At 70.1% G+C, this 25,803-nt stretch carries 18 protein-coding genes; 11 read left to right on the forward strand and 7 right to left on the reverse strand.

Features of this window, described 5'->3' with window-relative positions; all coding sequences use genetic code 11:
* The first annotated feature begins 5 nt into the window (after nt 1-5).
* On the forward strand, nt 6-4,562 hold the full coding sequence (gltB, locus tag G537_RS0125910; protein ID WP_026872590.1) for a glutamate synthase large subunit: 4,557 nt from the start codon (nt 6-8) through the stop codon (nt 4,560-4,562).
* Nucleotides 4,563-4,737: 175 nt separating this feature from the next.
* Here gltB and G537_RS0125915 read toward each other — a convergent pair whose 3' ends face one another.
* Together G537_RS0125915 and G537_RS0125920 are read right to left on the reverse strand one after the other, a co-directional pair.
* Complete coding sequence (locus G537_RS0125915; protein ID WP_026872591.1) at nt 4,738-6,234, reverse strand: FAD-binding oxidoreductase; 1,497 nt, start codon at nt 6,232-6,234, stop codon at nt 4,738-4,740.
* A 94-nt stretch (nt 6,235-6,328) separates the two neighbouring features.
* Nucleotides 6,329-6,709: a tautomerase family protein gene (locus G537_RS0125920; RefSeq protein ID WP_026872592.1), complete on the reverse strand. Its 381-nt coding sequence runs from the start codon at nt 6,707-6,709 to the stop codon at nt 6,329-6,331.
* A 118-nt stretch (nt 6,710-6,827) separates the two neighbouring features.
* Here G537_RS0125920 and G537_RS0125925 point away from each other — a divergent pair, with 118 nt between their 5' ends.
* The 3 genes from G537_RS0125925 to G537_RS0125935 all read left to right on the forward strand — a co-directional run bounded on the left by G537_RS0125925 (nt 6,828) and on the right by G537_RS0125935 (nt 9,235).
* Nucleotides 6,828-7,679: a LysR family transcriptional regulator gene (locus G537_RS0125925; protein ID WP_026872593.1), complete on the forward strand. Its 852-nt coding sequence runs from the start codon at nt 6,828-6,830 to the stop codon at nt 7,677-7,679.
* A gap of 134 nt (nt 7,680-7,813) precedes the next feature.
* A complete protein-coding gene (locus G537_RS0125930) occupies nt 7,814-8,485 on the forward strand; it encodes a glutathione S-transferase family protein (RefSeq protein ID WP_026872594.1) in 672 nt (223 codons plus the stop codon).
* A gap of 174 nt (nt 8,486-8,659) precedes the next feature.
* Nucleotides 8,660-9,235 carry a nitroreductase family protein gene (locus G537_RS0125935; protein ID WP_051249144.1) on the forward strand — a complete coding sequence of 192 codons (576 nt, stop codon included), beginning with the start codon at nt 8,660-8,662 and terminating at the stop codon, nt 9,233-9,235.
* Between the two features lie 6 nt (nt 9,236-9,241).
* Here G537_RS0125935 and G537_RS0125940 read toward each other — a convergent pair whose 3' ends face one another.
* Nucleotides 9,242-10,168 carry a LysR family transcriptional regulator gene (locus G537_RS0125940; RefSeq protein ID WP_026872596.1) on the reverse strand — a complete coding sequence of 309 codons (927 nt, stop codon included), beginning with the start codon at nt 10,166-10,168 and terminating at the stop codon, nt 9,242-9,244.
* Between the two features lie 115 nt (nt 10,169-10,283).
* Between G537_RS0125940 and G537_RS0125945 the strand changes: the two genes are divergently transcribed.
* The gene (locus G537_RS0125945) at nt 10,284-11,309 is read left to right on the forward strand and encodes an aldo/keto reductase (protein ID WP_026872597.1); all 1,026 of its coding nucleotides are present in this window, start codon (nt 10,284-10,286) and stop codon (nt 11,307-11,309) included.
* On the opposite strand, the gene G537_RS0125950 is transcribed toward G537_RS0125945, so the two are convergent.
* From G537_RS0125950 to G537_RS0125960, 3 genes are all read right to left on the reverse strand, one after another.
* The gene (locus tag G537_RS0125950) at nt 11,310-11,699 is read right to left on the reverse strand and encodes a type II toxin-antitoxin system death-on-curing family toxin (protein WP_026872598.1); all 390 of its coding nucleotides are present in this window, start codon (nt 11,697-11,699) and stop codon (nt 11,310-11,312) included.
* Nucleotides 11,700-11,924 carry an AbrB/MazE/SpoVT family DNA-binding domain-containing protein gene (locus G537_RS0125955; protein WP_026872599.1) on the reverse strand — a complete coding sequence of 75 codons (225 nt, stop codon included), beginning with the start codon at nt 11,922-11,924 and terminating at the stop codon, nt 11,700-11,702.
* 81 nt (nt 11,925-12,005) lie between these two features.
* Nucleotides 12,006-12,764 (reverse strand): MOSC domain-containing protein, encoded by a 759-nt coding sequence (locus tag G537_RS0125960; protein ID WP_034853053.1) that lies wholly within the window; start codon nt 12,762-12,764, stop codon nt 12,006-12,008.
* A 266-nt stretch (nt 12,765-13,030) separates the two neighbouring features.
* Here G537_RS0125960 and clpB point away from each other — a divergent pair, with 266 nt between their 5' ends.
* A complete protein-coding gene (clpB, locus tag G537_RS0125965; protein WP_026872601.1) occupies nt 13,031-15,640 on the forward strand; it encodes an ATP-dependent chaperone ClpB in 2,610 nt (869 codons plus the stop codon).
* 42 nt (nt 15,641-15,682) lie between these two features.
* Here the strand turns inward: clpB and G537_RS0125970 are convergent, their stop codons facing one another.
* Nucleotides 15,683-16,588, reverse strand: a complete 906-nt coding sequence (locus tag G537_RS0125970) for a LysR family transcriptional regulator (protein WP_026872602.1) — start codon at nt 16,586-16,588, stop codon at nt 15,683-15,685.
* A 111-nt stretch (nt 16,589-16,699) separates the two neighbouring features.
* On the opposite strand from G537_RS0125970, the gene G537_RS0125975 reads away from it, so the two are divergent.
* The 5 genes from G537_RS0125975 (at nt 16,700) to G537_RS44770 (ending at nt 25,802) form a co-directional block, all read left to right on the forward strand.
* Nucleotides 16,700-17,440, forward strand: a complete 741-nt coding sequence (locus G537_RS0125975; protein ID WP_026872603.1) for an SDR family oxidoreductase — start codon at nt 16,700-16,702, stop codon at nt 17,438-17,440.
* Nucleotides 17,441-17,452: 12 nt separating this feature from the next.
* Complete coding sequence (locus G537_RS45200) at nt 17,453-17,815, forward strand: Atu4866 domain-containing protein (RefSeq protein ID WP_034853054.1); 363 nt, start codon at nt 17,453-17,455, stop codon at nt 17,813-17,815.
* A 75-nt stretch (nt 17,816-17,890) separates the two neighbouring features.
* Nucleotides 17,891-18,292 carry a VOC family protein gene (locus G537_RS0125985; protein WP_034853055.1) on the forward strand — a complete coding sequence of 134 codons (402 nt, stop codon included), beginning with the start codon at nt 17,891-17,893 and terminating at the stop codon, nt 18,290-18,292.
* 236 nt (nt 18,293-18,528) lie between these two features.
* Entirely contained in the window at nt 18,529-20,883 is a 2,355-nt protein-coding gene (locus tag G537_RS0125990; RefSeq protein ID WP_026872605.1) for a FecR domain-containing protein, read from the forward strand.
* 68 nt (nt 20,884-20,951) lie between these two features.
* Nucleotides 20,952-25,802: a PKD domain-containing protein gene (locus tag G537_RS44770; protein WP_026872606.1), complete on the forward strand. Its 4,851-nt coding sequence runs from the start codon at nt 20,952-20,954 to the stop codon at nt 25,800-25,802.
* Nucleotide 25,803 lies beyond the last annotated feature (1 nt).

The following is a 25,803-nucleotide window of genomic DNA, read 5'->3' on the forward strand; positions in this document are numbered from 1 at the left end:
CAGCCATGAGCCAGTTCGAGCAGAAGTCCCCCGGCCAGCGCTTCGTCGAGGAATACGACGCCAACATCGCCCGGCTGATCGAGGCCCATGCCTACGACCCGGCGGAGGAGCACGACGCCTGCGGCGTCGGCTTCGTCGCCGCCCTCGACGGCAAGCCGCGGCGCGAGGTGGTGCAGGCCGGCATCGATGCGCTGAAGGCGGTGTGGCACCGCGGCGCGGTCGACGCCGACGGCAAGACCGGCGACGGCGCCGGCATCCATGTCCAGATCCCGCAGCAGTTCTTCCACGAGCATATCGAGCGCGTCGGCCACCGGCCGCTGCCCGGGCTGATCGCGGTCGGCCAGGCCTTCCTGCCGCGCACCGACCTGGAGGCGCAGGAGAAGTGCCGCTGCCTGGTCGAAGGCGAGATCCTCAGCTTCGGCTACTACATCTACGGCTGGCGGCAGGTGCCGATCGACGTGGCGATCATCGGCGACAAGGCGAACGCCGCCCGGCCGGAGATCGAGCAGATCATGATCGCCAACACCAAGGGGGTGTCGGAGGAGGAGTTCGAGCGCGACCTCTACGTCATCCGCCGGCGGATCGAGAAGGCGGCCCAGGCGGCCGGCATCGCCGATTTCTACCTGTGCTCGCTGTCCTGCCGGTCGATCATCTACAAGGGCATGTTCCTGGCGGCGCAGCTGACCGCCTTCTATCCGGACCTCCTGGACGAGCGCTTCGTCTCCAACTTCGCGATCTACCACCAGCGCTATTCGACCAACACCTTCCCGACCTGGCGCCTGGCCCAGCCCTTCCGCATGCTGGCCCATAACGGCGAGATCAACACGCTGAAGGGCAACACCAACTGGATGCGCGCGCACGAAACGCGCATGGCCAGCCCGGTGTTCGGCGACGCGATCGAGGACATCAAGCCGGTGATCCAGGGCGGCAGCTCGGACTCGGCGGCGCTCGACGCGGTGTTCGAGGTGATGGTCCGCGCCGGCCGCGACGCGCCGATGGTCAAGGCCATGCTGGTGCCGGAGGCGACGCCGGTCGAAGCCGACATCCCGGCCACGCACCGCGCCTTCGTCAGCTACTGCAACGCGGTGATGGAGCCGTGGGACGGTCCGGCGGCGCTGGCGATGTATGACGGCCGCTGGGTGATGGGCGGCATGGACCGCAACGGCCTGCGGCCGATGCGCTACACCATCACCAATGACGGCCTGCTGATCGCGGGGTCGGAGGCCGGCATGGTCCGGCTCGAGGAGGGCCGCATCGTCGAGAAGGGGCGGCTTGGCCCCGGCCAGATGCTGGCGGTCGATCTCGGGGAGGGGCGCCTCTACCACGACCGCGAGATCAAGGAGGTGCTGGCCGCCCGGCAGCCGTTCCAGGACTGGACCAAGCGGATCAAGGTGATCGACGGGCTGATCCGCGCCGGCGGCGAGGGCACCGAGCCGGCGATGAGCCGGGAGGAGCTGCGCCGGCGTCAGGTCGCCATGAACATCACCATGGAGGATCTGGAGCTGATCCTGCACCCGATGGTGGAGGAGGCGAAGGAGGCCGTCGGGTCGATGGGCGACGACACGCCGATCGCCATCCTGTCCGACCTGAACCGGCCGCTGCACCATTTCTTCCGGCAGAACTTCAGCCAGGTCACCAACCCGCCGATCGACAGCCTGCGCGAGCGGCGGGTGATGAGCCTGCGCACCCGGCTCGGCAATCTCGGCAACATCCTCGACGAGGATGCCAGCCAGTGCGACCTGCTGCAGCTCGACAGCCCGGTGCTGACCAACGCCGAATACGAGGCGATGCGGGCCTATATGGGCTCGACCGCGGCGGAGATCGACTGCACCTTCGACCGCAACGGCGGCGAGCATGCGCTGCGCGACGCGCTGCGCCGGGTCTGCCGCGAGGCCGAGGATGCGGTGCGCGGCGGCGCCACCCACATCGTCCTGACCGATGAACATGTCGGGCCGGACCGGGTGGCGATCCAGATGATCCTCGCCACCGGCGCGGTCCACACCCACCTGATCCGCCAGTCGCTGCGCACCTTCACCTCGCTGAACGTGCGCTCGATGGAATGCGTCGACGTGCACCATTTCGCGGTGCTGATCGGCGTCGGCGCCACCACGGTGAACGCCTATCTGGCGCAGGAGGCGATCGCCGACCGGCAGCGCCGCGGCCTGTTCGGCGACCTGTCGCTCGACGCCTGCATGAAGCGCTACCGCCAGGCGGTGGATGACGGGCTGCTCAAGATCATGTCGAAGATGGGCATCTCGGTGATCTCGTCCTACCGGGGCGGCTGCAACTTCGAGGCGGTCGGCCTGTCGCGCTCGCTCGTCGCCGAGTTTTTCCCGGGCATGCCCAGCCGCATCTCCGGCCTCGGCATGGCCGGGCTGCAGATGAAGGCGATCGAGATGCACGAGGCGGCGTGGAACAAGAACGTCGTCACCCTGCCGATCGGCGGCTTCTACCGCTACCGCCAGGGGCAGGAGCGTCACGCCTGGGAAGGGCGGATGATCCACATGCTGCAGCAGGCGGTGGCGACCGACAGCTATTCGCTGTACCGCAAGTACTCCGACATGGTGCGGCACCAGGCACCGGTGGCGCTGCGCGACCTGCTGGATTTCGTGCCGGTGCGCGAGGCGATCTCGATCGACGAGGTCGAAAGCATCACCGAGATCCGCAAGCGCTTCGTCACCCCCGGCATGTCGCTCGGCGCGCTGAGCCCTGAGGCGCACGGCACGCTCAACGTCGCCATGAACCGGATCGGCGCCAAGTCCGACTCCGGCGAGGGCGGCGAGGATCCGGCCCGGTTCCGCCCGGACCGGAACGGCGACAACTGGAACTCCGCGATCAAGCAGGTCGCGTCGGGCCGCTTCGGCGTCACGGCGGAATACCTGAACCAGGCGCGCGAGCTGGAGATCAAGGTCGCCCAGGGCGCCAAGCCCGGCGAGGGCGGCCAGCTGCCCGGCTTCAAGGTGACGGTGGAGATCGCCAAGCTGCGCCACTCCACCCCCGGCGTGATGCTGATCAGCCCGCCGCCGCATCACGATATTTACTCGATCGAGGATCTGGCCCAGCTCATCTACGACCTGAAGCAGATCAACCCGGACGCCAAGGTCACGGTCAAGCTGGTCAGCCGCACCGGCATCGGCACCATCGCCGCCGGCGTGGCCAAGGCCAATGCCGACATCATCCTGATCTCCGGCCATGTCGGCGGCACCGGCGCCTCGCCCCAGACCTCGCTGAAGTTCGCCGGCGTGCCCTGGGAGATGGGCCTGTCCGAGGTGCATCAGGTGCTGACCCTGAACCGGCTGCGCCACCGCATCCGGCTGCGCACCGACGGCGGCATCAAGACCGGGCGCGACGTGGTGATCGCCGCGATCCTCGGCGCCGAGGAGTTCGGCATCGGCACCGCCAGCCTGATCGCCATGGGCTGCATCATGGTCCGGCAGTGCCATTCCAACACCTGCCCGGTCGGCGTCTGCACCCAGGATCCGGAACTGCGTGCCAAGTTCACCGGGTCGCCCGAGAAGGTGGTGAACCTGTTCAGCTTCATCGCCGAGGAGGTGCGCGAGATCCTGGCCCAGCTCGGCTACCGCTCGATCAACGAGATCGTCGGCCGCACCGAGCTGCTGCGCCAGGTCAGCCGCGGTGCCGCCCATCTCGACGACCTCGACCTCAACCCGCTCCTGGCCAAGGCCGATCCGGGCGAGCACGCGATGTACTGCACGCTCGAGGGCCGCAACCCGGTGCCGGACACGCTGGACGCGCAGATGATCGCCGACGCCCGGCCGCTGTTCGAGCTCGGCGAGAAGACGCAGCTGACCTACTCGATCCGCAACACGCACCGCGCCGTGGGCACGCGGATGTCGGCGATGATCACCCGCAAGTTCGGCATGACCGGGCTGCAGCCGGGCCATGTGACGGTGCGGCTGCGCGGCAATGCCGGCCAGTCGCTCGGCGCCTGGGCGGTGCAGGGGCTGAAGCTCGAGGTGTTCGGCGACGCCAACGACTATGTCGGCAAGGGCCTGTCCGGCGGCACCATCGTGGTCCGGCCCTTCGCGGCGTCGACGCTGAAGACCAACCAGAACACCATCGTCGGCAACACGGTGCTGTACGGCGCCACCGCGGGCAAGCTGTTCGCCGCCGGCCAGGCGGGAGAGCGCTTCGCGGTGCGCAACTCCGGCGCCACGGTGGTGGTCGAGGGCTGCGGCTCGAACGGCTGCGAATACATGACCGGCGGCACGGCCGTGATCCTGGGGCCGGTCGGTGACAACTTCGCGGCCGGCATGACCGGGGGCATGGCCTTCGTCTACGACACGGACGGCAGCTTCGCCCGCCGGGTCAATCCGGAGAGCGTGATCTGGCAGCGGATCGAGACCCGGCACTATGACGAGCTGGTCCGCGCCCTGATCGCCGAGCATGTGCGCGAGACCCAGAGCGCCTGGGCGACCTCGATCCTGCACGACTGGCCGATCGAGCGGGCGAAGTTCTGGCAGGTGGTGCCGAAGGAGATGGTATCGCGGCTGCAGCACCCGATCCGCGAGGAGGAGGCGGCGCGCATCCCCGCGGAGTGATACCGGTGGCCTTTGAGATCGACTCGTCGGTCTCTTCCCGTCATGGCGAGGCGCGTAGCGCCGTGGCCATCCAGGGGCCGGTGCGAGCCGCCCTGGATGGCCACGCCCCCCAAGTAGGTGCAAGGAGCGGGGCTCGCCATGACGGGTCAATATTTCAAGCTGCTGGAATGACCGGTCACGCCTCGGCATAGCGTTCGAACAGCCCGTTGCGGAACACGCCCTTCGGGTCGTGCCGGCGCTGCGCCGCGATCACTTCGTCCCAGGCCGGATAGGCGCGGCGCAGCTGCTCCCCGGTCGCGTGCAGCCGGTAGGGCAGGTAATAGGTGCCGCCGGCCTCGATCGCGGCGTCGATCAGGCCGCGGGTCATGCGCCGCATCCGCTCCTCCCCGGCGGTGGAGCGCTCCTGCACGAACAGCATCACCAGGCCGAACACGTCCTCACGGGCATAGGCCAGGGCGCTGCGGTCGTCGCGCCGGATATCGCGCACCGTGACGTTCAGCAGGTTGCCTTCGTCCCGTCGGATGATCCGCCGCGCGGCGTCGACGAAGTCCCACAGCCTTGCCTGCGGCACGAAGTATTCGTGCAGGATGTCGGTCGCCCCGGCTTCGCGGTTGGCGAAGACCGCGGCCGGCTCGTTCAGCAGGCTGTTGCGGCTGACCCGCTCGGCCAGCCAGGGCCCGGCCTCGCGCTCCAGCCACCAGCGCAGCGCCTTGCCGGCATCGCTGCCGGCGGCGTTGCGGAACACCAGGCGCTGCATGCCGCCATGGGCCACGGCGGGCAGGGGCAGCACGGTGCCGCGCGTTTCCGGCACCGGCGTGTAGCAGCCCAGCACCGCCTCCTCGAACAGCCGCTCCGGATCGACCGACAGCCGGCCATAGACCATCTCGACCGACGATCCCGGGGCGTAGACACGCTCGGCGAAGGCCGCGGCGTAGTCGCGGGTCGGCATCGTGGCGAAATCCGGCGTGTAGACCACGTTCGGCAGCACCGCGATCTCGGCCTCCAGGATCACGCCGAACAGGCCGTAGCCGCCCAGCGCCAAGCCGAACAGCTCGTCGTCCGGGCCGCACTCCACCACCGCGCCGTCCGCGGTCAGCAGCCGCAGGCGCCGCACGGTGCTCGCCGCCGGCGGGCTGTTCGCGTGCCAGCCATGGGCGTTGACGCTCAGCGTGCCGCCGATGCTGAAGTCGTTGTTCGACTGCATCACGGCGGGGGCAAAGCCGGCAGCGTTCAGCGCCGGCACGACGTCGCGCCACAGCGCCCCGCCGCCCACCCGCATCACCCGGGCTTCGGCATCGATCGCCAGGCCGTTCAGCGGCAGCGCGTCCAGCACCCAGCCGTCGCGCATCAGGCTCTGCCCGCCCATGGAGTGGCGCGCGCCGGAGACGGCCAGGCCCGGCTCCCGCCCGGCCGCGATCCGCTGCAGCAGCGGCGCCAGCCGCTCCGCCGTCGCCTCGGGCGCGGCCTCCGCGAAGGCGACGCCGCGCACCGGGGTGGGGTTCAGGCCGCTGGCATCGTCCAGCAGGGTCCGCGGCAGGGCAGGGGGCGGCAGCCGGGCCGCCTCGGCCAGGCGCTGCAGCCAGGCGCCGCCCACGCCTCCCAGCGCCGCCGCGCCCAGCGCCACGGCGCCCGTCGCCAGCACGCGCCGACGTGTCGATCCCTTCCCGGCCATGGCTCCCCCCCCCCCGCATCGCCTCGCCGGGCAATCTATCCCGGAAAGGACGAGGGATTGTGGCGGGCCGGCGGCGGCAAGAGGGCCGGACGCCTCAGACGTACTGCGCGATGCCGTTGCCGAAGGACCAGTTCTCCTTCGCCACCTCGATCAGGTTGATGAACACGTCCTCGCGGCGCAGGCCCGGATTCTCGGCCAGGCGATCGGCGATGCGGCGATACAGGGCCTGCTTCTGCGCCAGCGTCCGGGTGTTGCTGACGGTGGCCTGGATGAACACCACCTCGTCGGTCCGGGCGATGCCCGGATAGGTCGGGTCGTAGTCGAAGCCGGTCTCGTCATGCTCGTGCACCAGCACGAAGCGGTCGTTCTCCGGCACGTCGAAGGTCTCGCGCAGGGACAGGTAGACGGCATCGCGAATGGCCGCGATATGGCCGGCCGGCTTGCCCTTGCGCAGCGAGATGCGGATGAGGGGCATGGGGTCACCTCCGAGATTGGCGGCGGGTGCCGCGGCGCCTTGGATGTAGCGCCGGCTTGATCATTTCGGAATGAACTTGATATCACTATCAGTGATTTCGGATTGAAATGGCCAGGCCATGCGCTCCCTCGACCTCGATGCCGTCCGGGCCTTCGTCCTGGTCGCCGATCACGGCAGCTTCACCCGCGCCGCCGATGCGCTCGGCGCCACCCAGTCCGGCGTCAGCCTGCGGCTGAAGCGGCTGGAGGACCGGCTCGGCGCCCGGCTGGTCGAGCGCACGCCGCGGCTGGTGCGGCTGACGCCGCAGGGCGAGGTTTTCCTGCCGCGGGCGCGGCGGCTGCTGGAGGCGCAGGATGAGGCCGTCGCCGCGGTATCGGCCCGGCCGCGGCGCCTGGTGCTGGGCATCAGCGACCATGTCGCGGGGCCGGAGCTGCCGGGGCTGCTGGCCCGGGTGGCGGGGCAGGGGCCGGGGCTGGCGCTGGAGGTCCGTCTCGACTCGTCGCTGGACCTGCTCCGGGAATACGACGCCGGGTCGCTCGACGCGGTGATCGTCCGCCGCGACGCCGGCCGCCGCGACGGCGAGGTGCTGTTCCGCGATGAGTTCGGCTGGTTCGCCTCGACCGGCTGGCATCATCGGCCGGGCGAGCCCCTGCCGCTCGTCACCCACAGGGAGCGCTGCGGCGTCCGGGTCGCGGCGCTGCGCGCGCTCGACGCCGCCGGCATTCCCTGGGTCGAGGTCTTCGTCGGCGGCGGCGGTGCCGCCGTTGCGGCGGCGGCCATGGCCGGGCTCGGCGTGTCGCCGCTGGCGCGCCGGACGGCGCCGCCCGGCACCGTCGATGTCGGTCCGCGCCTCGGCCTGCCGGCCCTGGCCGCCACCGACGTGATGCTGCATTCGCGGCTGGCCGACGCCCGGCTCACCGCCGCCCTGCGCGGCCTCGCGGCAGCCTTCCGCCTGCCGGTGGCGGTGTGAGCCGTCGCGGCAACCTGACCAAAGGCGCAGCCTTGCCGGATGGTTCCCGGCCACGGCGCGGGGGTGGCATGTGTCGCCGCACCGCAACGCAGCCCTTACCGAACCTCCGCGGCATCGGTTAGAGTTCGCGCGCCATGCGAACCCTCTATCACATCTGGCTCTCCGCCCAGTCCCGCATCGTCCGGCTGCTCCTGGCCGAGAAGGACCTGCATTGCGACATGAAGGTCGAGCGGGTCTGGGAGCGACGCGAGGAGTTCCTCGCCCTCAACCCGACGGGCGAGGTGCCGCTGTTGATCGAGCCGGACGGCACGACCCTGACCGATGTCTGGGTCATCGTCGAATACATGGAGGAGATGCACCCCGAGGTGCCGCTGCTGGGCGAAACCGCGCTGGCGCGGGCCGAGACCCGGCGCCTCCTGGTCTGGTTCGACCAGAAGTTCGGCCGCGAGGTGACCGAGAACCTGGTCGGCGAGAAGTTCATGAAGCGGGTGATGCGCACGGGGCAGCCGCCCAGCTCCGACGCGATCCGCGCCGGCCGGCAGAACGTGCACTACCACCTCGAATACATCTCCTACCTGGCCGAGACGCGGCGCTGGCTGGCCGGGGACGAGTTCAGCCTGGCCGACATCGCCGCCGCCGCCCATCTCTCGGTGGTCGACTACCTCGGCGACGTGCCCTGGGACGCCCATCCCGAGGCGCGGCAGTGGTATTCGCGCATAAAGTCCCGGCCCAGCTTCCGGCCGCTGCTGGAGGACCACGTCCCCGGCATCCCGGCGCCGGCGCATTACCGCGACCTGGATTTCTGATCCGGGTGCCCTTATGTTCGTCGTTGAGAGTGAATCTCAACAAGTTGGACTCACAATGATCGTCATGGCGAGCCCCGAAGGGGCGTGGCCATCCAGGGCCGCTCGCACAAGCCCCTGGATCGCCGCGTCGCTGCGCTCCTCGCGATGACGGTAAGGGGTGCGAAAATGGATGCGATGGATCTTCTGCTGAAGCGCCGCTCGGTGCCGGCCCGCAACATGGTCGAGCCCGGGCCGGATGCGGCGGCGCTGGAGCGGATCCTGCGCGCCGGCACCCGGGTGCCGGACCACGGCAAGCTGGCGCCCTGGCGCATCCAGGTGCTGCGCAAGGACGGGCAGCAGCGGCTGGGCGAGGCGATGGCCGAGATCTTCGCCCGCGAGAATCCCGACGCCAACGAGGCGCAGATCGAGGCGATGCGGCAGAAGCCGGCGCTGGCTCCGCTGCTGCTGGTCGTCACCCACAAGCCCCAGCCCGGCAAGATCCCGGAGCTGGAGCAGATCCTGTCCGGCGGCGCGCTGTGCCAGAACATCCTGGTGGCGGCGCACGCCCAGGGCTATTGCGGCAGCTGGATCACCGGCTGGCCGGCCTTCCACCCGCAGATCATCGAGCTGCTGGGCCACAACCCGGCGACCGACAAGATCCTCGGCTTCATCTATCTCGGCACCCCGTCCGAACCTATGGAGGACCGGCCGCGCCCGGCCCTGTCCGACATCGTGTCCGAATGGTCCGGCCCGCTGGTGCAGGTGGCCTGAGGCCGCTCACGCCGCCGCGGCGACGCGGTGCGAGTCCAGCAGCAGCGCCAGGAATTCCCGCGCCGCGGGGTTGACCGGGCCGTCCCGGGTGCCGCGCTCGGCATGGGCGACGCCCAGCTCCCAGCAGATCTCGGGCGGGGCCAGCGTCGCCACCGCCAGGGGCGGCCGGTGCGGGTCGGCCGGATGGGCGGCGACGATCTCCTCCGGCACCAGGGCGATGCCGAGGCCGAGGGCGACGAGGTCCAGCGCCGTGGGCAGGTCGTTGACCTCGAAGCCGGTGCGGCGTTCCACCCGGATCCGGGCGAAGGCCTGGTCGACCAGCTGCCGCGTGCCCCAATCGGTCTGGAAGTCGACGAAGGTCTCGCGCCCCAGCCGGCCGAGCGGCACGTTCTTGCGCCCCGCCAGCGGATGATCGGCGCTGCAGGCGGCGACCAGCTCCTCGCAGGCCAGCATCGTCGCCCGGATGTCGGGCGGCGGCGCCGGCTGCATCGGCACGAAGGCCAGGTCCAGCCGGCTGTCGCGCAGCTTCTCGAACAAGCGGTCGGAGCCGCCCTGGCACAGCCGGATCTCGACCCCGGGATGGGCGGCGTGGAAGCGGGCCAGCAACGCCGGCAGGTCGACGAAAGGGGCCAGGCTGTGGGTGGTGCCGATGGCGAGGCGGCCGCGCGCCAGCCCCTGCACCGCGGCGACGGCGTCGCGGGCGCCCTGCGCCGCCGTCAGCACCCGCCGCGCCTCCTCGGCCAGCACCCGTCCGGCGGCGGTCAGGTCGACCCGCCGGGTGCTGCGGATGAACAGCGGCGCGCCCAGCTCCTCCTCCAATGCCCGGATCGAGGCCGACAGGCCGGACTGAACGATGTTCACCCGCCGGGCGGCGCGGGTGAAATGCTGCTCCTCCGCCACCGCCAGGAAATGCTCCAGCTGCCTCAGATCCATGGTCCCGCCCGTCCGCTGATTGTTCTTCGATCATGCTGAATGCGATCTGAACATTCAATTGGAACGCTGAATGCACTGCCGCCATCATCTTGTCGGACATGATGGGAGCACAGCGATGAGCGACACCAAGGTCTGGACCCACCTGCCGACCCGAGCCTTCGGCACCACCGACATGGCGATCACCCGGGTCGGCTTCGGCGCCTGGGCGATCGGCGGCGCCGGCTGGGCGGCGTCCTGGGGCAGCCAGGACGACGACGCCTCGGTGGCGGCGATCCGCCACGCCGCGGAGGTCGGCATCAACTGGATCGACACCGCCGCCGTCTACGGCCTCGGCCATTCCGAGGAGATCGTCGGCCGCGCCCTGCGCGAGATCCCGGCGGACCGGCGTCCCTATGTCTTCACCAAGGGCGGGCTGGTCTGGGACGAGGCCAACCGCCTCGCCCCGCCGAAGCGCGTCGGCGCGCCGGACAGCCTGCGGCGCGAGGTCGAGGCCTCGCTGCGCCGGCTCGGGGTCGAGCGCATCGACCTGTACCAGCTGCACTGGCCGGCCGAGGACGGCACCTCGATCGAGACCCTCTGGCAGACCTTCCTCGACCTGAAGAGGGAAGGGAAGGTGCGGGCGATCGGCCTGTCCAACCACAATGTCGAGCTGCTGACGCGGGCCGAAACGGTCGGCCATGTTGACACGCTGCAGCCGCCCTTCTCGGCGATCCGGCGCGACATCGCGGGGGCGGAGCTGCCCTGGTGCGCCGAGCACCGCACCGGCGTCATCGTCTACAGCCCGATGCAGTCCGGCCTGCTGACCGGCACCTTCACGGCGGAACGGGCGGCGGCGCTGCCGCAGGACGACTGGCGCTCGCGCTCCCCCCATTTCACCGGCGAGGGCCTGGCCCGCAATCTGGCGCTGGCCGAGGCGCTGAGGCCGATCGCGGCGCGGCACGGCACCTCGGTCGCCGCGGTGGCGGTGGCCTGGACGCTGGCTTGGCCGGCGGTCACCGGCGCCATCGTCGGCGCCCGCAGCCCGGCCCAGGTCGACGGTTGGCTCGACGCCGCGACGCTGGAGCTTACGGCGGAGGACCTGGACGAGATCGCCGCCGCGATCGAGCAGACGGGTGCCGGCACCGGGCCGGTGCGGCCGTAACTACGCCAGAGGCTTGAGCCGCGGCCGCAGCCAGGCCGCGAGCTCGGCCTCCGATACCTCGCCGGCGGCCAGCGACAGCCAGACGGAGAGGCATTCGGCATCGTCTGCGGCGATCTCCTGCCCCGCGAGCGCCAGGAAGGTTTCCGCGACGACGAAGGCCACCCGCTTGTTGCCGTCGACGAAGGGATGGTTGCGGATCAGGCCGAAGCCATGGGCGGCGGCAAGCGCGGCGAGATCGGGCTGGCCGTAGGCGAACAGGCTCCGGGGCCGGTCGAGTGCGGATTCCAGCAGGCCGGGGTCTCGCAGCCCCGAAGCGCCGCCATGCTCCGCCAGCTGTTCGTCATGCAGCGCCAGCACGACCGCGCGGCTGATCCAGCGCGGCTCGTCCACCTATTTCGCCAGCTCCCGCAGCAGGTTGCGGCGTTTCTTCATGACCTTGCGCGCCGCTTCCATCTGCCCCTCGAACTCCGGGTCGTAGGGGGTCAGGCGGTACCCATCGGGCGCCTCGGTCAGGTAGAGCGTATCGCCCTCCCGGACGTGCAGCCGGTTCAGAACGTCCTTGGGCAGGACCGCCCCGACGGAATTGCCGATGGCACGCAGCTTCAGGGCGACCATGGAAAAAACCTCTGGGTCGTGATTACATGCGTAATAACATGCGATCGGCCGTGATCTGGTCAAGACGCCGCCGTCGGAGATCTACGCAACCGTCACCGCATCCCCCTCCGCGATCCGGCCGCCGGCCAGCACCTCGGCGTAGACGCCGCAATCGGCGTGGCCGAAGCCGGTCATCAGGGCCTTGGGGATGTTCAGGTCGCGGTCGCCGCTCGCCGGGTTGACGTTGGTCGCGGCGCAGCGGGTGATGCGCGACACGACCCGCAGCCGCGTCGGCCCGATCGCCAGCTCCCGCCCGACCCAGTCGAACTCGGCCCAGGCGGGCACGCCCTCGAGAATGAGGTTGCCGCGGAAGCGGCGCGGGTCGACCGGGGCGCGCGTCACCCGCTCGATGTCCTTCACCGAGGCCAGGCTGATCAGCGAGACCAGCTTCTCCGGCTTGTCGGTGAAGGCGACGCCGGGGGCGGAGACGATCTTCAGTGCGCCGCGCGGGTCCTTCATGAAGGCGTTGAGGAACTGGTTGATCAGCTCCTGCCCGATCGGCATCGACAGCAGGCCGCGCGCCACCTGCTTGCCGTCGCGCTTCAGCGTCAGCGCCTCGGTGGCGTCATCGTAGTCGATGCCCAGCTGCGCCAGCCGCTCGTCGGTCAGCAGCTGCAGGAACTGCCGCTTCGGCTGCCAGCTGGGCGCCGCGGGGTCGCATTGGCTGGCGCCGTGCACGATGGCGAAGCGCCGGTCGTGGGGCAGCGTCTCGCCCGGGGCGAGGTCGATGGCGGCGAGCTTCTGCCCGGCCAGGCCCTTGACGGGATAGCGGAAGAGGGCGGCGAGGCGGGCGACGGTCATGATGGCGCTGACTGGCAACGGATCGGACGAAGACCCTAGCGCGATCCTGCCGGCGGAAACAATCAGCGCACCGAGGATCGCCGCTATGCGCGAATGGGACCGGCTTCGTGCCGGTCCGTTCGCGGCGGCGGGCTCCCGGCCACCCTTGTGGCCGCAGGGCCACACCCCTACATCAGTCCTGCATCCTCCCGGATCGCACTGACGTGGATCAAGGCGGGGTCGGGCTTCGTGCAAGACGATCCTGCCGGACAGTGGAGACAGAGTTTATGGACCTTCAGAAGTTCACCGAGCGCAGCCAGGGATTCCTCCAGGCCGCCCAGACCGCGGCGGTGACCCGCGGCCATCAGCAGCTTCTGCCCGAGCATCTGCTCAAGGTGCTGCTGGACGACGAGGAAGGGCTCGCGGCCAACCTGATCCGCAGCGCCGGCGGCCGGCCCGAGGCGGCGGCCCAGGTGGTGGAGCAGGCGCTGGCGAAGCAGCCCAAGATCGAGGGCGGCGGCGCCCAGGTCTATCTGAGCCGCGAGCTGGCGCGCGTGCTGGACCAGGCGCAGGAGCAGGCGAAGAAGGCCGGAGACCAGTTCGTCGCGGCTGAGCGGCTGCTGCTGGCGCTCGCCATCGCCAAGGACAGCGAGGCCGGCCGCGCCCTGGCCCAGGCCGGGATCACGCCGCAGGCGCTGAGCCGCGCCATCGACGCCATGCGCAAGGGCCGCACCGCCGACAGCGCCTCGGCCGAGAGCCAGTACGACGCGCTGAAGAAATACGCGCGCGACCTGACCGAGGCCGCGCGGTCGGGCAAGCTCGACCCGGTGATCGGCCGGGACGAGGAGATCCGCCGCACCATCCAGGTGCTGTCGCGCCGCACCAAGAACAACCCGGTGCTGATCGGCGAGCCCGGCGTCGGCAAGACCGCGATCGTCGAGGGCCTCGCCCTGCGCATCGTCAACGGCGACGTGCCGGAGAGCCTGAAGAACAAGCGCCTGCTGGCGCTCGATCTCGGTTCGCTGGTCGCCGGCGCCAAGTTCCGCGGCGAGTTCGAGGAGCGGCTGAAGGCCGTGCTGCAGGAGGTGACGGCCGCGGCCGGCGAGATCGTGCTGTTCATCGACGAGATGCACACGCTGGTCGGCGCCGGCAAGGCGGAAGGCGCCATGGACGCCTCCAACATGCTGAAGCCGGCCCTGGCGCGCGGCGAGCTGCACTGCGTCGGCGCCACCACGCTCGACGAGTACCGCAAGCATGTCGAGAAGGACGCGGCGCTGGCCCGGCGCTTCCAGCCGGTCTTCGTGGCCGAGCCGACGGTCGAGGACACGATCTCGATCCTGCGCGGCCTGAAGGAGAAGTACGAGCTGCACCACGGCGTGCGCATCACCGACGGCGCCATCGTGGCGGCGGCCACCCTGTCGCACCGCTACATCACCGACCGGTTCCTGCCGGACAAGGCGATCGACCTGGTCGACGAGGCCGGGTCGCGGCTGCGCATGCAGGTCGACAGCAAGCCCGAGGAGATCGAGGCGCTGGACCGGCGCGCCATGCAGCTCAAGATCGAGCGCGAGGCCCTGAAGAAGGAGACCGACGCGGCCTCCAAGGACCGCCTCGCCAAGCTGGAGCAGGAGCTGGCGGAGCTGGAGGAGCAGTCCTCGACCCTGACCGCCGCCTGGACGGCGGAGAAGGAGAAGCTGTCCGCCGCCACCAAGGTGAAGGAGCAGCTGGACCAGGCTCGGTCCGAGCTGGAGCAGGTGCAGCGCGCCGGCAACTGGGCGCGGGCGGGCGAGCTGACCTACGGCGTGATCCCGGATCTCGAGAAGAAGCTCGCCGAGGCCGACGCGGCCCAGGCCTCGCACATGGTGCGCGAGGAGGTGCAGGCCGACGACATCGCCGCGGTGGTCAGCCGCTGGACCGGCGTGCCGGTCGACAAGATGCTGGAGGGCGAGCGCGAGAAGCTGCTCCACATGGAGGAGAAGCTGAAGTCGCGCGTCGTCGGCCAGGACGAGGCGGTGACCGCGGTCGCCAATGCGGTGCGGCGCGCCCGCGCCGGGCTGCAGGACCCGAACCGGCCGATCGGCAGCTTCCTGTTCCTGGGCCCGACCGGCGTCGGCAAGACCGAGCTGACCAAGGCGCTGGCCGAGTTCCTGTTCGACGACGAGACCGCCATGGTCCGCATCGACATGTCGGAATACATGGAGAAGCACGCCGTCAGCCGGCTGATCGGCGCGCCGCCGGGCTATGTCGGCTATGACGAGGGCGGGGCTCTGACCGAGGCGGTGCGGCGCCGGCCCTACCAAGTGGTGCTGTTCGACGAGGTCGAGAAGGCCCATCCGGACGTCTTCAACGTGCTGCTGCAGGTGCTGGACGACGGCCGCCTGACCGACGGCCAGGGGCGGACGGTCGATTTCCGCAACACGCTGATCGTAATGACCTCGAATCTGGGCTCGGAGCATCTCGCCTTGGCCTCGATCGAGCAGGGCGGCGACGAGGGCGAGATCGATTTCGTCAGCCGCGAGAAGGTGCTGATGGCGGTGCGCCAGCACTTCCGGCCGGAGTTCCTGAACCGGCTCGACGAGATGATCGTGTTCCGCCGGCTCAGCCGGGCGAACATGACCGGCATCGTCGAGATCCAGCTCGGCCGCCTGCGCCGGCTGCTCGAGGACCGCAAGATCGTGCTCGAGCTCGACGACCGGGCGAAGGCCTGGCTGGCGGAGCAGGGCTACGACCCGGTCTACGGCGCGCGGCCGCTGAAGCGGGTGATCCAGCGCGAGCTGCAGAACCCGCTGGCGACTGCGATCCTGGAGGGCCGCGTTGCCGACGACAGCACGGTCAAGGTGACCGCGGCCGAGGAAGGGCTGGTGCTCGAGCCCCAGCCGCTCGCCGCCGCGGCCTGACGACGAGACAGGAAGGGGCGCTTCGGCGCCCCTTCTTCCTGCCTACACCGCGATCTCGAAGACGAAGTCGAGGAAGGCGCGCACCCGGGCCGGCGGCAGGCCGCGCGAGCGGTGATAGGCGTAGACCGGGAAGCGTTCGTCCGACCAGTCTGGCAGCAGCCGGACCAGCTGCCCCGACGCCAGCAGGTCGCGCACGCTGAACTCCAGCGGCTGGCCGACGCCCTGGCCGCCCAGCAGGGCGCCGATCAGGCTGCCGGAATCATTGACGGTCAGCCGGCCCTTCACCGGCACCGACACCACCTCCGCCTTGCGCCGGAACTCCCACTCATAGGGCCGGCCGGTGGCGGCCTCCTTCACCAGGATGCATTCATGGCCGTCGCGGACCAGGTCCTCCGGGTGCCGCGGGCGGCCGCGGCGCTCGACATAGCCGGGTGAGGCGCAGGTCAGGACCCGCGTCTCCAGCAGCAGCCTGCTGTTCAGGCCCGACGGCTCCGGCTCGCCGAAGCGCAGGGCGATGTCGAAGCCCTCGGCCACCAGGTCGCCGATGCGGTCGCGGACCACCAACTCCAGCTCGATCTCCGGATGGCGCGCCATGAAGCCGGCCAGGCGCGGCGCGAGGACGGTGTGGCCGAAGGCGGCGTCGGCATTGACCCGCAGCCGCCCGCGCACCGCCGTGGCGGCGCCCGAAACCTCGGCCGCCCGCTCCGCGATGCCGGTCAGATGCGGCATCACCCCGTCATAGAAGCGGCGGCCCTCCTCGGTCAGCGTGATCGCGCGCGGCGTGCGGTCGAACAGGCGCACGCCCAGCCGGCCCTCCAGCCGGGCGATCGCGCGGCTGACGCCGGACTGGGTCAGGCCCAGGCTGTCGGCCGCGCGCACGAAACTGCCGGCCTCGACCACGGCGGCCAGGGCGCTGATCCCGCTCAGCAGGCGTCCATCGAAGGTCATAAGAACGACTTCCAGTCATCGAAATGATGTCCACTGTGCGCTCGTGTCCTGAACGGTCAAGCCATAGGGTCCCGGCAGCGGCGAAGGACGCCGCGGCTGATGGAGAACCCCATGTCGAGCATCGAAGGCAAAGTCGTCGCCATCACCGGCGCGTCGAGCGGCATCGGCGAGGCCACCGCCCGCCACCTCGCCGCAGCCGGCGCCGCGGTGATGCTGGGCGCCCGCCGGCTGCACCGGCTGGAGGCGGTGGCGGAAGAGATCCGCCGCGATGGCGGTCGTGTGGCGCTGCAGCGCCTGGACGTCACCAGCCGGGAGGATGTCGCGGCCTTCGTCCAGGCCGCGGCGGCGCAGTTCGGCCGGCTGGACGTGATCGTCAACAACGCCGGGGTGATGCCGCTGTCCCCGGTCTCGGACCTCAAGGTCGAGGAGTGGGACCGGATGGTCGACGTCAACCTCAAGGGCGTGCTGTACGGCGTCGCCGCGGCGCTGCCGGTGTTCCGGGCCCAGGGCTCAGGCCATGTGGTCAACGTCACCTCGATCGCCGACCGCCGGGTGGTTCCGACGGCCGCCGTCTACTCGGCGACGAAATACGCTGTCCGCGCCTTCTCCGAAGGGCTGCGGCAGGAGATCGGCGGCGGTATCCGGGTCACGGTGGTGGCGCCGGGCGCGACGGAGTCCGAGCTGGCCAACGGCATCTCCGACCCGGAGCTGCGGCGGGCCGCGATCGAGGACTACCGGCGTGACCTGATCCCGGCCGGTGCCATCGCGCGGGCGATCGGCTACGCGATCGCCCAGCCGGCGGAGGTCGACGTCAACGAGCTGGTCGTGCGCCCGACCGCCCAGGCCTATTGAGCGGAGGCGACGATGGTGCCGTCCCGCATCGCATTGGCCGCCTGGGCGGTTCTCTCCGCCCCGGCCGCCGAGGCCCAATCCCCGACCCTTCCCGCACAGGCCATCGACATGACACGCACCGACCTTTCCGAAGCCGATCTCATCGGCCTGTGGGTGACCGAGAACGGCCATATCCGCCTCGAGCTGCTGGCCGGCGGCCGCTATGACGAGGCGCGCGGCGCCCGGCGCAGCGCCTATACCGGCCGCTGGGAGATCCGGGGGCCGGGCCAGCTTTTCTTCGCCGACGATTCCGGGTTCACCGCCATGGGCACCGTCGCCGACGGGGTGCTCGAGGTCGGGGGCGACCTGTTCCGCCGCGAAGGCGGGTGGCGCTGACGGTCGCAGCGGGGTAGCGCTGCTGCAGCCCCTTGCCATCTTCATGGTATCGGACGGCTGGAAGGAGCGCTCGCGATGATCCGCATCGACCATCTCGACCATCTGGTGCTGACCGTGGCCAGCATCGAGGCGACCTGCGACTTCTACACGAGCGCGCTCGGCATGACGGTCGAGACCTTCGGCGCCAGCACACCGGAAGGAAGCCACCGCAAGGCGCTGCGCTTCGGCGACCAGAAGATCAACCTGCACCAGGCGGGGCGGGAGTTCGAGCCGAAGGCGCTGCGGCCGACGCCGGGCTCGGCCGATCTCTGCTTCATCGCCGCGACGCCGCTGGAGGAGGTGATGGCCCATCTCCAGCGCCTCGGCATCGCCATCGAGGAAGGCCCGGTGCCCCGCACCGGCGCCACCGGCCCGATCCGCTCGGTCTATCTCCGCGACCCGGACCAGAACCTGATCGAGATCTCCAATCCAGCGTAAGGACAGGGATGGTCCCGGTAGATCGCTCCGGCGTCGCGGAAGCGGATATCCGGCTGGGAACCTAAGGCGTGACAGGAAATTTCTCTCAAGGACATTTCTTATCATCTATGGGACAATTAATGCCAATTTTGCAGAAGTAGATCGAAAGAAACCACCGGATCTGGCGTTTGGCTCCAGCAGAATCCGCGAGCTTTTGAGAGGAGCCATCGGGGTCCTTCGCGGGTCCGGAGGCGTTCTTGGATCGTTTCCGCCTGATCAAATGGGCTGAATGGGCCGCTCCGGATGCCCTGGCCGCGCTGCTATTTGTCCTCATCGTTTCGCCTTCGGCCGCCCGGGCCGAGACCATCGAAATCCGCCTCGAGCCGAACCAGACCGTCCGGCAGCTGTCCGAGCGGTATCTGGGCGACCCCGATCTCTGGCCCGAGATCCTCAAGGCCAGCGGTGTGGCCTCGGTCACCCAGCTGGCACCGGGCCAGCCGCTGCGGATCCCCGTGGATCTCATCGCCGCCGCGGAGCGCGCCCTCGCACGCTGCGCCGACCAGATCAGGCTGGCGAACCTAGCGGGGGCCCAGCTCTTCGCGCCGGACGAGATCGGCCGTGCCATCGGCCTCTATGATCGGGCGCTCGGCCGCCGTATCGAACGCGCCTGGGCCGACGCCAAGGACCTCGCGCTCGAATCCCATTCGGAGGCCGCGAAGGCCCTCGCCATCTCGGAAGACCGGCGCGACGAGGCGGCCGAAGCGCTGCTGACCGACAAGAACGGGTGGGTCGAAGCCCAGAAGCCGAAGGACCTGGCGTGGAACGACATTCAGCTCCGTGCCCTGCTCGAGGAGCAGGAAAAGGTCCGCACCCTGTCGGAATCGACGGCCCAGCTCACCTTCCGCGATGCCAGCAGGCTCAGGCTCAACGCCAATTCGAACGCCATCATCCAGCAGATGCGCTACGACCCGCTGACCCGGCATGAGGAAGCGAAGGTCAGCCTGATCGAGGGCGACTTCTACGCCCTTCTGGCCAGCGAGAGCGAACGCACCAGCTTCGAAGTCGAGATCCCGGAGGCGCAGGCCCGCATCGAGTCCGGCGACTTCTGGGTCAGCAGCGGCGACGCCGGCGCCAAATTCACCAACTACGACGATCGGCCCGTCGCCGTCGCCACCAGCAGCGAAACGGTCGTGCTGGGCCGAAACGAGGGGCTCGTCCTCTCCGCCAAGGGCGAGGCCACCGAGAAGCGGGGCGTCCTCGACCCGCCCCGCCTGTCCGCGCCCGGGAACGACGGCATCGTCTACGCCACATCCTTCGATCTCGCCTGGGCGAGCTCCGAGGGGGCCGGGGGCTACTGGCTCGAGATCGGCGCCGACCAGGCGTTCGACACCATGCTGGTGTCCGAGTTCGGCCTTCCGAAGCCCGCCTTCCGTGTCGAACGCCTGCCTCCCGGCGAATACTACTGGCGGGTCTCGGCCCTCGACGCTTTCGGCCTGCCCGGCGAGCGAAGCGCCCCCTGGCGCTTCACCGTGGCGATCGACAAGGTCGCACCTTTCCTGCGGATCGACGCGCCGGGCGAGGGGGCGATCGAGCGTGACGCCGTGGTCGAGATCTGGGGCGAGACCGAGCCGGGCGCCGCCGTCACCGTGAACGGCCGCCCGGTCGACGTGACGGCCTTGGGGCGGTTCACCGGCCCGGTGGCCGCCAGCGAGGGGGAAAATCGCGTCGACATCGTCGCGACCGACCCTGCGGGCAATGCCACCCGGCTCCTGCGCCGGTTCAGCCACATGCCGGACCGGTCGGAGGCGGTCGTCCTGGATGCCGCGGTTGCGCGCGATCCGGGGGGCCGAATCCTGAGCAGCGGGGACGTCGCGTCCCTTTCCGGCCGCACGAAACCGGACTCCCGCATCGATATCGTCGGAGCCGACGGCATTCTGCGCGGATCGACCGCCAGCGATTCAGCCGGCCGCTTCGCCCTCAACATCGGGCTGGGCGCCGACGAGGAGGCGCTCTCGATCGTCGTGACCGCGCCCTCGGGCTTCCGCACGGCGCACGGGATCGAGGTCGTGGTCGACCGCACGCGGCCGACCATCACTCTTTCGGAGGAGTTGTCCCGCCTCACCGCATCTGAAACGCTGTTCGTCAGAGGCCGGGTGGCCAAGGCCGACGCTACGCTCCTGATCAATGGCCGTGAGGTCGGGCTGAAGGATGGCGCTTTCGACGAGATCGTCAGCCTGCGCGTCGGCGACAATCCGATCGAACTCGTCGCCACCGATACGCTCGACAACACCGAGGTCGCCCGGTTCACGATCACGCTCGACAAGGATCCGCCGCGGCTGGTCTCGGCGAAGATCATCCCCGAAGCGGGTGATGCCGGCTCCTTCGCGGCCGTCGAGGTCAGCGCCTCCGACAGCTCGGGGCTGGCGGCGACCGCGATCGCGACCGTGGCCTACGGATCGGAGACCGCCGATGCCGTGCTGCGGTTCAACCGGGCCACGCAGAGCTATCAGGGTTCGCTTCCCGTGCCGCGCGGCGGGCTGAGGGCGGCGGCGGTCAGGACTGTGGATCTCACCGACGCGGCCGGCAATCGGCAGTCCTACCGCATCGAGTGAGCGGGAGATCATCTGGGGCAGGCTCGGTCGGGGCCATGGGCATGAAGGCAGGTCGAACGAAAGGAACGTTGGTCGTCATCGCCCTGGCGGTTCTGCCGGGTGGATGGACATCGCCGGTGCGGGCCGACGAAAGGCCCGCCCTCATCACCTACGGCCCGAAGGCGCTCACCCGCGAAGGCGACTTCTACCGCGAGCAGACGATCTATATCGGCGTGCCCGAGGGATCGGGCGAGCGGCTGTGGATCAATGTGTTCGATCCCGGGATCAGCGCGGAATACGACCAGTCGATAGGCCCGCCCGGGGCGAGCCGGACCCGCTACGCGGTGTTCGGCGGCTCCGGCGCCGTCGCGGTCCCGCCGCTCGTTCCCGCCGCTCCACCGCCGGAGCAGTCGGCTGCGGGCACGCTGATCGCGGAGAAGACCTTCGGCGACGAGCCGGATGCGGTCGGCCAATGGAGGACGGTGGCCGTCGTCGATCCGCGCCAGGGCGAAGCCGTCGACGGGCGGAGGGTCTTCCGTCTGCTGGTGCAGGGCCTGGAGGGGGCCGCCGGCAATGTCTTCGACGTGGCGGTGAGCGCCCGCGAAACCAGGCATCTGAAGCCTGAAGGCCTGGAGATCTTCACCTACCGGCCGGTGGTCCGCGTCCCCGATCCGAGATCCTTCGCCGAGCTGCGGTTCCGTCCGCCCGCGGAGGCCGACCGGCTGGTCGTCCACAATTTCGACCTGGCCTTCGGGACCCTCGATCTGACGACCGCCTTCTCCTCGGTCCCGCTCAAGGCCTCCGGTCAGGACGAATGGCAGGCGACCGAGCTTCCTCTCGATCCCGGGGTGGGCGAGGCCGCTCTCGAATTCGGCCGCGGCGTGGAGATGCCGAACGACGCCACCTTCATGATCGCCGATGCCGCCGGCAAGCCCGTGCGGTTCGAGCTTCCGGTGACGCTCTGGCCGGCCCTCGTCCGGCCGAAGGCTGAGATCGACCAGTCGGAGCTGGCGGCCTGTGGATCGCTGTCCTTCGACGCCGGCCGCTCCGTGGACCCGAAGGGCGGGCATCTCACCTACCGGTGGGATTTCGGCGACGGCTCCACCGCCGAAGGCCCGCTCGTCCGCCATGACTACAGGTCGCCGGGCCGGTACAAGGCCCGACTGGAGATCCTCGGCTCCTCCGCCAGGATCGGCGACGGCGCCGCGGCCGATGTCGAGGTCGATGTGCCGGTGCCGCCGGATGCCCGCATCGAGGCCCCGCTCTCCGCCTCGGTCGGCGCGGACGTCGCCTTCGACGGCAGCACGTCGGTCGCGGGCCGGTTGCCGATCAAGCGCCTGACCTGGCGCTTCAACGACGGCAACACGCTCGAAGGGGCCCGCGTCGGCCGGCGGTTCGACCGGCCGGGCCGCTATCTCGTCAGCCTGACGGCTGATGACGGTTCCGGCCAGCCCTGCGGCGCCGATACCGCGGAAGCCTCGATCGTCGTCAACACGCCGCCGGTCGCCGCGCCAGGCCCCGCGCGGCGCGTCTCGGTGGACGAGGCCATCGCCTTCGATGCCCGCCAGTCCTTCGATCCCGATGGCCGGATCACGGCTTATTCCTGGGACTTCGGCGACGGCGCGCGGAGCGACGCCGCCCAGCTGTCCCATGCCTATGACCGGCCCGGCACCTACACCGTCAGCCTGACCGTCGCGGACGACGCCGGGCTGCCCAATTCGACGGCGGCGGCCACGACCACCATCGTTGTCAATGCCCCGCCTGTGTCGGTCGCCGGTGCCGACAAATCGGCCGCCATCGGCGAGCCTCTGGTGTTCGACGGATCCGCCTCCAGCGACCCGGACGGCCGCCTTTTGACCTGGGACTGGGATTTCGGCAACGGCGACAAGGGGACGGGGGAGGAGACCACCTACGCCTTCGACCGGCCCGGCACCTATCAGGTGCGGCTCACCGTCCGGGATGACTCGGGGACCAGCTCGGCCACGGGTGAAAGCGTGCTGAGCGTGCGCGTCAACAATCCCCCGGTCGCCTCGGCCGGCCCCGACCAGCTGGTCACGGCCAGCGCCGTCATCTTCGACGGCACCGGCTCCACCGATCCGGACGATGCGGTGGCCGCATACGCCTGGGATTTCGGCGACGGCAGCACCGGCACCGGGCCCAGCCCGACCCATGTCTACGAGGCCCCTGGCCGCTATCAGGTCCGCCTGACGGTGACGGATGCGTCGGGAACCAAATGGAACTCGGCGACCGACGGCATGACCGTGGTGGTCAATGCCCGCCCGATTGCCGATCCCGGGCCCGACCGCATCGTCGCGCCCGGCGAGAAGGTCGTGCTCGACGGCAGCCGCTCGCTCGACCCGGACGGCGACATCGTCGAGTATCGCTGGGATTTCCGTGACGGCAGCGAGGCGAAGGGCAGGGTCGCGTCGCACAGCTTCGACCGGCCGGGGATCTACGACGTCCGGCTGGCCGTGACCGACGACAGCGGCCATTCCGAGGCCGTCGACTACAAGGAGGCCAGGATCACCGTCAACGCCGCGCCGGTCGCCGACCCCGGCGCCGATCTCATCGCCGCGCCGGGCGACGTGGTCAGGCTGAGCGCCGCGAACTCCTATGATCCGGACGGCCGGGTCGTCAGCTATCGCTGGGACTTCAGCGACGACAGCGCCCCCGTGTCCAGCGCACAGGTCGAACGGACATTCGACGCGCCCGGGCTCTACACCGCCCGCCTCACGGTGGTCGACGACAGCGGCGCGGCCAACGGCTTCGATTCCCGCGAGATCGCGATCGCGGTCAACCACGCGCCGGTCGCCGATGCGGGCCGCGATACGCTGACCGAAAGCCTGATCGTCTCCTTCGACGGCACGGCCTCGATCGATCCGGACGGCGATGCCCTGACCTATCGCTGGGATTTCGGCGACGGCGGCTCCGCCACCGGCGCGAAGGTCCAGCACAGCTATGCGGTCGCCGGGACCTACCCGATCATCCTCGTCGTCGACGACGGGAAGGGGCTACGGAACTCCACCGACCAGACCGCCAGATCCCTCGTCATCCACCAGCCGCCGGTCGCGGATGCCGGCGGGAACCGCGAGGTCTGCACCGGGGACGTGATCACCTTCGACGGGTCGAAATCCCTCGATCCGCAGGGCGGCGCCTTGCGCTACGCATGGGACTTCGGCGACGGGACGACCTCCGACATCGTCAACCCTACCAAGACCTACCGTGGCGCGGGGGTCTATCCGGTCACCCTGTCGGTGAGGGACAGCGCGAACCTGCCGAACAGCGTCGATGTCGACAGGGTTTCGATCAAGGTCGACCAGGGCCCCCATGCGGATGCCGGCCCGGACATCGAAGCCTGCGCGATGTCTCCGATCGATTTCGATGCGTCGCGCTCCTTCGATCCGAACGGGACGATCAAGCGATACGACTGGGATTTCGGCGACGGCAAATTCGCCATCGGCGAGAGGCCGAACCACATCTACGAACGCCCCGGCGACTACCGGGCGTTCCTGAAGATCGAAGGCCAGCGCGTCGGCCGATGCGATCCGCACTCGATCGACGAGATGTCGGTCAGGATCCTGCAGGGACCGGTCGTCAGGATCGTTGCGCGCGCGGCGGCTCCGCTCGGCGAAGTCACCTTCGACGGCTCGGGCTCGGAAATGCCGGGGGGCAGGATCACCGGCTGGAGCTGGGATTTCGGCGACGGCAAGACCGCCGAAGGCGCCGTCGTCCGGCATGTCTTCACCGAACCCGGCCGGAAGAAGGTCGCCCTGACGGTGGTGAGCGATGCGACATCGCCCACCTGTCAGCGCGTGACCGGAACGCATGTCGTGGACATCAACGCCCCGCCGGTCGCGGTGATCACGGCGCCCGAAAGCATTTCCGCGGGTGAGGAGCTGTTTCTCGACGCCCGCCGGTCGCATGATCCGGACGGGGCGATCGCGGCGTATGACTGGGATTTCGGGGATGGCGGCAAGGCGTCCGGGGTCCTGGTCAATCATCGCTTCGCCACCCCCGGCACCTACAAGCTCCGCCTGACGGTCGCCGATGAAGCCGGTGTGGAGAACTCTTCCGCGACGGTGGAGACGGCGCTGGTCGTGCGCCCGCCGCCGGCGCCCGTCATCGGCCTGCCGGTCGCCGCCTGCACGGGCGAGGATGTCCGTCTCGTCGTCAAAGGGACGGCTGCGGCGAAGCCGGCGGAGGACGGCTGGCGCGATGCCGGCGAGACGGACGGCGCTCGCACCTTCATCCGGCGCTTCGAGCGGCCGGGGCGCTATGACGTGACGGTCATTCCCGACGACGGCCAGGCCTTGACCGCCAGCCGCCGGCCGCAGACCCGTATCCTCCACGTCAACCGGCCGCCGGTGCCGGTCCCCGGCCCGCAGCGCCTCGTCTGCCCCATGACCGAGGTCGCCTTCGACGGCACGCAGTCTTATGACGCCGACGGCCGCATCGTCCGCTATCAGTGGGATTTCGGCGACGGCGCGGGCGCCGAAGGCGCGAAGGCCACCCATGTCTTCGAGACGCCCGGGACCTACGACGTCGCGCTCACCGTGACGGACGACACGGACACGAGCTGCGCCGCGATCCGCCGGTCGGCGCGGGTGGTGGTCAACGCGCCGCCGGTTGCCGATCCGGGGCCGGCTTTCGAGGCCTTCGTGGGCGGCGCGGCGGATGCTGTTCTCCTCGACGGCTCCCGGTCGAGCGACCCCGATGGCGGTGGTCTCACGCATGTGTGGCGGATCGGCGACGGCACGGTCGAGTCGGGTGAGCGCGTCCGCCATCTGTTCCGGCAGACCGGCGATATCCCGGTGGAGCTCACGGTGACCGACAGCTCGGGTCTGCCCTGCGGCCAGGCGTCCGCCCGCACCATCGTCACGGTCCGCCAGCGTTCTCCGATGCTGGTGACCGAGGTGCCCGCGGCCGACGCTCGAAACTGAG

Origin of the sequence: Inquilinus limosus DSM 16000 (assembly GCF_000423185.1) — a bacterium.
Classification (GTDB): Bacteria; Pseudomonadota; Alphaproteobacteria; order DSM-16000; family Inquilinaceae; genus Inquilinus; species Inquilinus limosus.

What these genes read in the sequence shown, in the direction of transcription:
- G537_RS0125955 (WP_026872599.1), bottom strand. Translation starts at nt 11,924, where the DNA reads ATGGTCGCCCTGAAGCTGCGTGCCATCGGCAATTCCGTCGGGGCGGTC.
- G537_RS0125940 (WP_026872596.1), bottom strand. Translation starts at nt 10,168, where the DNA reads ATGGATCTGAGGCAGCTGGAGCATTTCCTGGCGGTGGCGGAGGAGCAG.
- G537_RS0125970 (WP_026872602.1), bottom strand. Translation starts at nt 16,588, where the DNA reads ATGACCTTCGATGGACGCCTGCTGAGCGGGATCAGCGCCCTGGCCGCC.
- gltB (WP_026872590.1), top strand. Translation starts at nt 6, where the DNA reads ATGAGCCAGTTCGAGCAGAAGTCCCCCGGCCAGCGCTTCGTCGAGGAA.
- G537_RS0125920 (WP_026872592.1), bottom strand. Translation starts at nt 6,709, where the DNA reads ATGCCCCTCATCCGCATCTCGCTGCGCAAGGGCAAGCCGGCCGGCCAT.
- clpB (WP_026872601.1), top strand. Translation starts at nt 13,031, where the DNA reads ATGGACCTTCAGAAGTTCACCGAGCGCAGCCAGGGATTCCTCCAGGCC.
- G537_RS0125985 (WP_034853055.1), top strand. Translation starts at nt 17,891, where the DNA reads ATGATCCGCATCGACCATCTCGACCATCTGGTGCTGACCGTGGCCAGC.
- G537_RS0125945 (WP_026872597.1), top strand. Translation starts at nt 10,284, where the DNA reads ATGAGCGACACCAAGGTCTGGACCCACCTGCCGACCCGAGCCTTCGGC.
- G537_RS45200 (WP_034853054.1), top strand. Translation starts at nt 17,453, where the DNA reads ATGGTGCCGTCCCGCATCGCATTGGCCGCCTGGGCGGTTCTCTCCGCC.
- G537_RS0125915 (WP_026872591.1), bottom strand. Translation starts at nt 6,234, where the DNA reads ATGGCCGGGAAGGGATCGACACGTCGGCGCGTGCTGGCGACGGGCGCC.
- G537_RS0125960 (WP_034853053.1), bottom strand. Translation starts at nt 12,764, where the DNA reads ATGACCGTCGCCCGCCTCGCCGCCCTCTTCCGCTATCCCGTCAAGGGC.
- G537_RS0125975 (WP_026872603.1), top strand. Translation starts at nt 16,700, where the DNA reads ATGTCGAGCATCGAAGGCAAAGTCGTCGCCATCACCGGCGCGTCGAGC.
- G537_RS0125930 (WP_026872594.1), top strand. Translation starts at nt 7,814, where the DNA reads ATGCGAACCCTCTATCACATCTGGCTCTCCGCCCAGTCCCGCATCGTC.
- G537_RS0125935 (WP_051249144.1), top strand. Translation starts at nt 8,660, where the DNA reads ATGGATCTTCTGCTGAAGCGCCGCTCGGTGCCGGCCCGCAACATGGTC.
- G537_RS0125925 (WP_026872593.1), top strand. Translation starts at nt 6,828, where the DNA reads ATGCGCTCCCTCGACCTCGATGCCGTCCGGGCCTTCGTCCTGGTCGCC.